The 7,785-nt window shown below is 70.4% G+C and carries 8 protein-coding genes; all 8 read left to right on the forward strand.

Annotation, left to right across the window (positions count from 1 at the left end):
• Nucleotides 1-170: 170 nt before the first annotated feature.
• Nucleotides 171-1,268 (forward strand): RCC1 domain-containing protein, encoded by a 1,098-nt coding sequence (locus tag ACJ73U_RS13890; protein WP_407778013.1) that lies wholly within the window; start codon nt 171-173, stop codon nt 1,266-1,268.
• A 321-nt stretch (nt 1,269-1,589) separates the two neighbouring features.
• Entirely contained in the window at nt 1,590-2,363 is a 774-nt protein-coding gene (locus tag ACJ73U_RS13895) for an SDR family NAD(P)-dependent oxidoreductase (protein WP_407778014.1), read from the forward strand.
• Between the two features lie 15 nt (nt 2,364-2,378).
• Nucleotides 2,379-3,953 carry a PQQ-binding-like beta-propeller repeat protein gene (locus tag ACJ73U_RS13900; protein WP_407778015.1) on the forward strand — a complete coding sequence of 525 codons (1,575 nt, stop codon included), beginning with the start codon at nt 2,379-2,381 and terminating at the stop codon, nt 3,951-3,953.
• A gap of 23 nt (nt 3,954-3,976) precedes the next feature.
• A complete protein-coding gene (locus ACJ73U_RS13905; RefSeq protein ID WP_407778016.1) occupies nt 3,977-4,999 on the forward strand; it encodes a methyltransferase in 1,023 nt (340 codons plus the stop codon).
• A gap of 11 nt (nt 5,000-5,010) precedes the next feature.
• Nucleotides 5,011-5,865 (forward strand): LLM class flavin-dependent oxidoreductase, encoded by an 855-nt coding sequence (locus tag ACJ73U_RS13910; protein WP_407778017.1) that lies wholly within the window; start codon nt 5,011-5,013, stop codon nt 5,863-5,865.
• A 243-nt stretch (nt 5,866-6,108) separates the two neighbouring features.
• Entirely contained in the window at nt 6,109-6,525 is a 417-nt protein-coding gene (locus ACJ73U_RS13915; protein WP_407778018.1) for a cupin domain-containing protein, read from the forward strand.
• A 4-nt stretch (nt 6,526-6,529) separates the two neighbouring features.
• Complete coding sequence (locus tag ACJ73U_RS13920; protein WP_407778019.1) at nt 6,530-7,474, forward strand: amidohydrolase family protein; 945 nt, start codon at nt 6,530-6,532, stop codon at nt 7,472-7,474.
• A gap of 49 nt (nt 7,475-7,523) precedes the next feature.
• The coding region (locus tag ACJ73U_RS13925) for an SDR family NAD(P)-dependent oxidoreductase (protein WP_407778020.1) at nt 7,524-7,785 on the forward strand (262 nt) is incomplete at its 3' end.

A 7,785-nucleotide genomic window follows, 5' to 3' on the forward strand; every position in this document is an offset into this window, starting at 1 on the left:
CCGTGGCGGACGTCGTGGTCGCCCTGTCCACCGGGGATGTCGATGACGGCGACGGGCTGCGTGCCGCGGGCGCGAAGCACGTCGTGCGGGGCTTGCTCGAGTTGGTGCCGCTCGTGGTCGAGAACCGAGTCGCCTGACAGGAATCCGAAGTAACGAAAGGGAGTGTCCCAATGCCGGAAACTCACGGCGGTCTCGGCACGGTGTGGATCTGGGGTGACAACGTCTGGTCCCAGCAGTGTGACGGGACCACCGACCCCCGTCTCATCCCCGCCCAGATCGAGCAGCTGTCGGACGTCGAGACCGTCGTCGGCGGCGGCGGGCACGGCGCCGCGCTGCTGACCGACCGCACCGTGTGGGGCTGGGGTCGCAACGACCACGGCCAGGCCGGTGACGGCACGTACGAGAACCGCAGCGTGCCGCGGCCGATCGAGAACCTGGAGAACATCAAGCAGCTCATCGGCGGCGGCGGCCACACGGTCGCGCTGGCCGACGACAACACCGTCTGGGCGTGGGGCCACAACGGCCGCGGTGACTGCGGTGACGGCACCTCGGACAACCGCCCGACGCCGGTGAACGTCAAGGACCTGACCGACGTGGTCACGCTCGGCTGGGGCGGCGGCCACGGTGTCGCGATCCGCGGCGACGGCTCGGTCTGGGCCTGGGGCCACAACATCGTCGGCGCGTGCGGCGACGGCACCAGCACCACCCGGCTGGAGCCGGTCCAGGTGCACGGACTGTCCAATGTGGTCGCCATCGCCGGCGGCGGCTCGCACACGCTGGCCAAGACCGAGAGTGGTGAGGTGTGGGCGTGGGGCCGCAACGACCGCGGCCAGATCGGCGACGGCACCAACGAGACCCGGTTCGAGCCGGTCCGCGTGGTCGGCCTGGACGACGTCGAGGTCACGGCGTTCACCTGCGGCTACTTCCACACGCTGCTGCTCGACTCGACCGGCACCGTCTGGTCGTGGGGCAACAACGACATGGGCCAGCTGGGCATCGGCGGCACCGAGAACGCGAACGCGCCGGTGAAGACCGGTATCAGCGGTGTCACGGCGCTCGCCGGCGGTGGCGGGCGCAACGAGTGGGGTCCGGGCGGGCACAGCCTGGCCATCCTCGAGGACGGCACCGCGGTGGGTTGGGGTCTGAACGACGCCGGACAGCTCGGCGACGGCACCACGGACAACCGTGAGGCGCCGGTGGAGGTGAAGGGCCTGGTGAACGTGCAGCAGGTCGTCGCGTGCGGCGGCTACAGCATCGCCCTGCTCTGAGCGGCGACGACGCATCTGGAGGACCGCCATGGCCCTGCTCGCCGCGTCCAGAGGGGATGTCCTGTCCGACAGGCCCCATCCCGGCGCGACGAGGGGGCTGCTCAGCGCGGCCGCGTTCCTCGGCCTGTTCAACTTCGGCGGCGACGATCCGCATCGTCCGCGGGCGGCGTTCGCCGGCGGTCTCCTGAGGTCGGAAAGTGGAAGCCCGCAGCGACCCTGCGGGCTTCTACCATCTGGAGCGCATTCCCACCCGGTTGGGACACCGGCCCCACGACGGTGGGAAATATCGCCAGGACACTTTCTGACAAAGGGACATTCACCATGAGCGAGGAAATGGCGCGCTATCCGGGCATCGACGGACGGGTGGCGGTGGTGACGGGCGGCTCCCGCGGGATCGGCGCGGCACTGTGCCGGCTGCTCGCCGCGCACGGGGCGTCCGTTGTCGTCAACGGGCGGGAGAAGGAGGTGGTGGACCGGATGGCCGCGAGCATCACGGAGTCGGGTGGCACGGCACATCCGGTCGCCGCCGACATGACCGACGCCGACGCGGTCGCCCACCTGCGCGCGGAGACGGAGCGGGTGTTCGGCCCGGTCGACCTGCTCGCCGCCGTGGCCGGCATCGGGGGCCGGCCACGGCCCATCCAGGAGGTGACCCCGGAGTCCTGGCGGAAGGGCATTGAGGGCAACCTGACCTCGGTCTTCCTGACGCTGCGGGAGTTCCTGCCCGGCATGCAGGAGCGGGGCCGCGGCGCGGTCGTCACCGTGTCGTCGACCGCTGGACGGCAGCCGTTCCACCCGGCCGTGCAGTACGCGGCGGCCAAGGCCGGCCTGCTGATGCTCACCAGGGAGGCGGCGAGCCAGGCCGCGGAGTTCGGTGTGCGGGTCAACGCGCTGGCCCCGGGCACGACCATGAACGACAGCATCCGGGCGAACGCCGGCGCGGAGATGATCGAGCGGATGGCGAAGTCCTTCCCGCTCGGCCGGCTCGGGCAGCCGGAGGACAGCGCCGAGGCGGCCGCTTTCCTGCTGAGTGACGCCGCCTCGTGGATCACCGGCGTGACGCTGGACGTCGCCGGCGGCAAGGTCATGTTGTAACCGTGGAGGTATCCCGTGCGCTCGTTGAGACCGATCCTGGCCGTACTCGTCATGGCGGCCACCGCCGTCACGGCGGCGAGCGCCGATACCTCGACGTCGTCAGGTGACTGGGACAGCTGGAACAAGGGACTCGACGGCTCCCGCTACGCGGCGTCCGAGTGGCGGATCAACCCGCGCACGGCGAGCCGGCTGAGGCTCAGGTGGGCGTTCCAGCTGCCCAGGGTGCCGGACACCATGGGCAAGAGCCAGCCGGCCGTCGTCGGCGGCACGCTCTACGTCGGCTCGACCGACGGCACGTTCCACGCGCTCGACGCGAAGACCGGTGCTCCACTGTGGACGTTCGACACGGCGGCGGTCGCGGCCGGGGGCGTGCACGGCTCGGCCATCTGGGACGGACCGGCGGTCGTCGGCGACCGGGTCTACTTCGGCGGCCAGTCCGGGTACCTCTATGCCCTGGACCGGCGCACCGGCGCGCTGGTGTGGGCGACGCGGGTGGCCGACCACCCGCTGGCCAACCTGACCAGCTCACCCGTGTACTACCGCGGTCGGCTCTACCTCGGCGTGTCCGGCTACGAGAGCGGCACCGACCAGAGCTACGCGTGCTGCACGCTCCGCGGTCAGGTGGTGGCCGTCGACGCGGCGACCGGTCAGGTGTCCTGGCGTTATTACACGGTGCCCGAGCCGCGGGCGGACGGCACGTGGCCGAGCGGGGCCACCCGGTACGCGCCGTCCGGCGGCGCCGTGTGGGGCACGCCGTCCATCGACACCCGGACCGGCGTGCTCTACGTGGGCACCGGCCAGAACTACACCGGCAACGGCGGCGACTTCGACTCGATGCTGGCGCTGGACGCGCGCACCGGCGCGGTGGTGTGGAAGCGGCGGATGACCGACGTGGACACCTGGCGGCTGTTGTGCCGCAACCCGTCCGCGACCGGCTACTGCCCGTCCATCGCGGAGAGCACCGCGCTGGACTTCGACCTCGGCGCGGTGCCCAACCTGTTCACCGTGCACGGCCGCGAGCTCGTCGGCATCGGCCAGAAGACCGGTGTGTACCACGTGTTCGACGCGCGGACCGGCGAGATCGTGTGGCAGCGCGAACTCGGCCTGCCGATCGCGAACGGCGGTGACGGCGGCATCCAGTGGGGCGCCAGCTACGACGGCGACAAGCTCTACGTGGCGACGTACATGGCGAAGCCGGGCACGCTGTTCGCATTGGATCCGGCCACAGGGGACATCGTGTGGCAGACCCCCAACCCCGCCAACGGATGCGCGTGGGGCGGCGCGGCCGAGTACCCGCAGATGTGCCAGCTGGCGCACACCCCGGCCGTGACGACGAGTCCCGGCCTCGTCTACCTCGGCAGCATGGACGGCAAGTTCCGCGTCTACTCGTCCCGTACCGGGCGGGTGCTGTGGGAGTACGACACCGTGCGCGACTTCGACGCGGTCAACGGCCCCGGCCGGGGCAGCGCCATCTCGGGTAACGGCGGTGCGGTGGTGGCCGACGGGATGGTGTACGTGCAGTCCGGCTACTACCCGTTCTACCCGAGCCCCAGCGACAAGGGTTACGTGCTACTCGCCTTCGGGCTGTAGATCGAACAAAGGAGAGCAGGAACGTGGACGAGCAGCCGACGGTCGCGGACATCACCGCGTTGCAGGAGCTGATGTTCCCCTCAGCCGCCATGTGCGTGCGGGTCGCCGCGGAGCTTCGCCTCGCGGACCTGCTCACGGACGGACCACTGACGATCGGGGAGCTGGCCGGGAGGACGGGGACGGCGCCGAGGCCGTTGTCCCAGGCGCTTCGCGTGCTCGCGGTCGAGGGCGTGTTCGCCGAGGTGTCACCGGGAGTGTTCGCGAACACACCGAAGTCGACACTGCTGCGCGAGGGAGTTCCCGACTCACAGTACGTGATGTCCGGATTGGGCGCGGCGGACTGGCTGTGGGCGAGCTACGGCGAGCTGGGCCACTCGGTGCGCACGGGCGGCCCGGGCTTCGAGCAGGCGTACGGCACGAACCTGTGGGCGTGGCTGGGCCAGAACCCCGGCGCGGCGCGGCAGTTCAACGACGCGATGCGGGAGTTCTCCGCGACGTGGGGACCGCGCATCGTCGCCTCCTACACGAAGTTCGGCGAGGCCGGCGTGGTCGCGGACCTGGGCGGCGGCACGGGCGCGTTCCTGACGGAGATCCTCACCCGGTACCCCGCGGTGGAACGCGGCGTAGTGGTGGACCAACCGTCCGTCGTCGAGCAGGCGAGGACGCGCGCCGACCTGGCGCCGCTGATCACGTCCGGCCGGCTCGACTTCTTCCCCGGCGACTTCTTCGCCGACGTGCCGACGGGCATCGACGTGTACACGACGAAGCAGATCACGCACTCCTGGAGCGACGCGCAGCTCGTCTCGCTGCTGAAGCGCTGCCGTGACGCGTCGCCGACGGCCCGGTTCGCGGCGGCGGAGCTGGTCCAGAGCCACGAGGCGTCGAAATTCCTGCGGCATTTCGACATAATGATGTATGCGACGATGGCGGGCTTCCTGCGCACCGAGGACGAGTACGCCGACGTGTTCGCGCAGGCCAGCTACGAACTCCAGCGCATCGTTCCGACGGGCACCGCGTTCGCCATCATCGAAGCCACCCCGGCCTGAAGAGGACAGACATGCTGATCAGCATCGGACTACCCACCACCGTGCCGAACACGCCGCAGTCCGCTGTGCTCGAGTGGGCACAGGCCGTAGACCAATCCGGATTCTCGGGTGTGGCCACTTTGGAACGGCTCGTGTATGACAGCTATGACAGTCTGACCACACTGGCCGCTGCCGCCGCGGTGACCAAAAGGGCAAAACTGCTGTCGGCGGTGCTACTGGGACCGCTCCACAAAAACGTCGCGTTGTTCGCCAAGCAGGTCGCGACGATCAACAAGCTCTCCGGCGGCCGCCTGACCGTGGGCGTCGCGGCCGGCTCCCGCCCGGACGACTTCAACGCGAGCGGCGTGGCGATGGCCGGCCGGGGCGGCCGGCTGGCACGGCAGATCGAGGAGGCGCGGCAGATCTGGGGCGGTGCCAGGCGTGGTTTCGCCGGGGCCATCGGGCCCTCGGCAGGGCCGCCGGTGCTGCTGGGCGGCCACTCGGCGGCGGCCATCGACCGTGCGGCCAGGATCGGGGACGGTTGGATCGCCGGTGGCGGCGGGGCCGACATGTTCCACGCCGGTGCCGAGAAGTTCCGGGCGGCGTGGCGTGACCACGGACGGTCCGGCACGCCGCGGGTGGTGGCGCTGTCGTACTTCTCGCTCGGTTCCGACGCGGCGGAGCTGGCGGACGAGTACCTGCTCAAGTACTACGCGTTCGCGCCGCCGTACGCGCGGATGGTGCGGGCCACCACGCCGGCCGGCGCCGCCGCCGTCCGGGAGACCATCGAGAAGTTCGACGCCGCGGGCTGTGACGAGCTGGTGCTCTCGCCGTGCGGCCACGACATCGCGCAGCTGCGGACGCTGCGGGAGACCCTGCACCTCTAGACCGACTCGCATCCCGCTGTGACAGGCGGCGGGACCAGCCGCGCCCCGGTTGGTCCCGTCGCCAAGACGTCGTGCGCGGAAACTCCGGTTCCCACCTCGACCCTTGTTGCATTCGGTCTTGAGCCGACCTGGGTACAAATATAGGTGAATTCCCTTTCTCGCCTAGGAGTCTTCATGTCGGAAACGAAGCCGTTCCTGTGTGGGCCGGCCGAGGGTCAGGCCATTTGGCATTTCGGATCACTGGTGGTTTTCAAGGCGACGGGCGCGGAGACCGACGGCCAGTACTGGCTGGCGGAGCTCTCGTGCAACCGCGGTTACGGTTCGCCGGTCCACGTGCACGGCAACGAGGACGAGTTGTTCCACATTCTCGAGGGCGAGATGAGCATCGAGGTGGGCGGGCAGCTCTTCCACGCCACGCCCGGCTCCTCGGTGTTCCTGCCGCGCAATGTTCCACATTCCTACAAGGCCGAGTCCGACACCGTGAAAACGCTCGTGCTCGGCACGCCCGCCGGCTACGAGGGTTGGTTCGTCGAGACCGGCACCCCGGCCGAGCGCCTGGAGATCCCCGCCTTCGACCCGAGCACGTTCCCCGACTTCGGCGCGGTCATGGCGTCCACGGCGAAGTACGGCGGCCAGGTCCTCGGCCCGCCGCGGGACTGACACCATGACCATCGACGTGCACGGGCATGTCACGCCGCCCGAGCTGTTGAAGAAGTTCCCCATGCCGCCGGTCCTCGGCGACGTCGACGGCATGGTGGCACGCAAGGCCGCGCTCGGCATCACCACCACCGTCGTCGGCAGTCCCGTCGGCTACGGCACGATGCTGCCGGTTCCCGGCATCGACAACTACGCCCAGGCCCCGGACGACCTGGCCCGCTTCCACGAGTGGGTCGGCGAGACCGTGCGGGCGAAGGCCGGCGCGCTCACCGGGTACGTCTACGCCAACCCGTTCTCCGCGGACGACGTCACGAGGGCCGCGGAGTGGTTGCGGGAGAAGGAGTTCACCGGGCTGATCGTGAACTCGTCGGTGCGCGGGGAGTTCCTGGACGACGCGCGCACGGACGACTTCTTCGCCATGGCGGAGGAAACCGGCGCACCGGTGCTGCTGCACCCGCCGGCGGTGCCGGTCGCGGCGGACGCGATGAAGGCGGTCGGCGCGATCGAGCACGTGGTGCGCCCGTGCGACATCACGATGGGCGTCGCGGCGATCCTGCTCGGGGGACGACTCGAGCGGTTCCCGGGGCTGAAGCTGGTCGCGCCGAACGCGGGTGGGGCGCTGGCCCTGCTGCGCGAGAAGCTGGACATGGCGCAGCGCAGGGACAGTCCCGGCGGCACCGTGGACGGACCACCGATCAGCACGCAGCTGCGGCAGATCTACGTGGACACGGCCACGCCGTCGCTGCCGGCGCTGCGGGCGGCGCTGGAGGTGTTCGGCCCGGACCGCCTCCTGTTCGGCACGGACTCGCCACCGCTCGCCACCCCGCTCGACGCGGCGCTGGCGATGGTCGACGCGCTCGGTCTGTCCGAAGTAGACAGGGCGAAGGTGTTGGGCGGCAACGCGGCGGCGCTGTTCGGGCTGTCGAGTGACGAGCTGAGGAGAGCGTCATGAGCGGAGCTTGCGGAGCGTTCCGGAACCGCGGAGCTGGCGAGGGGGTGTCATGAGGGTTCTCGTCGTCGGCGGTTACGGCGGGCTGGGTGCGGTCATCTGCGAGCAGTTCGCCGCGGAGGGCGCGCGGGTGGCGGTGGCCGGCCGGTCGCTGGAGAAGGCGAGCGAGCTGGCGGAGAAGCTGCGTGCGGGCGACGCGACGGCACTCGGCCTCGCGCTGGACGTCACCGACCAGCCGTCCATCGACGCGGCCGTGGCGGCGGTCGTCGAGTCGTGGGGCGGGATCGACGTGCTGGTGAACTCGGCCAGCAAGC

It is taken from the genome of Actinophytocola sp. (genome assembly GCF_045807065.1).
Taxonomy (GTDB): Bacteria; Actinomycetota; Actinomycetes; order Mycobacteriales; family Pseudonocardiaceae; genus Actinophytocola.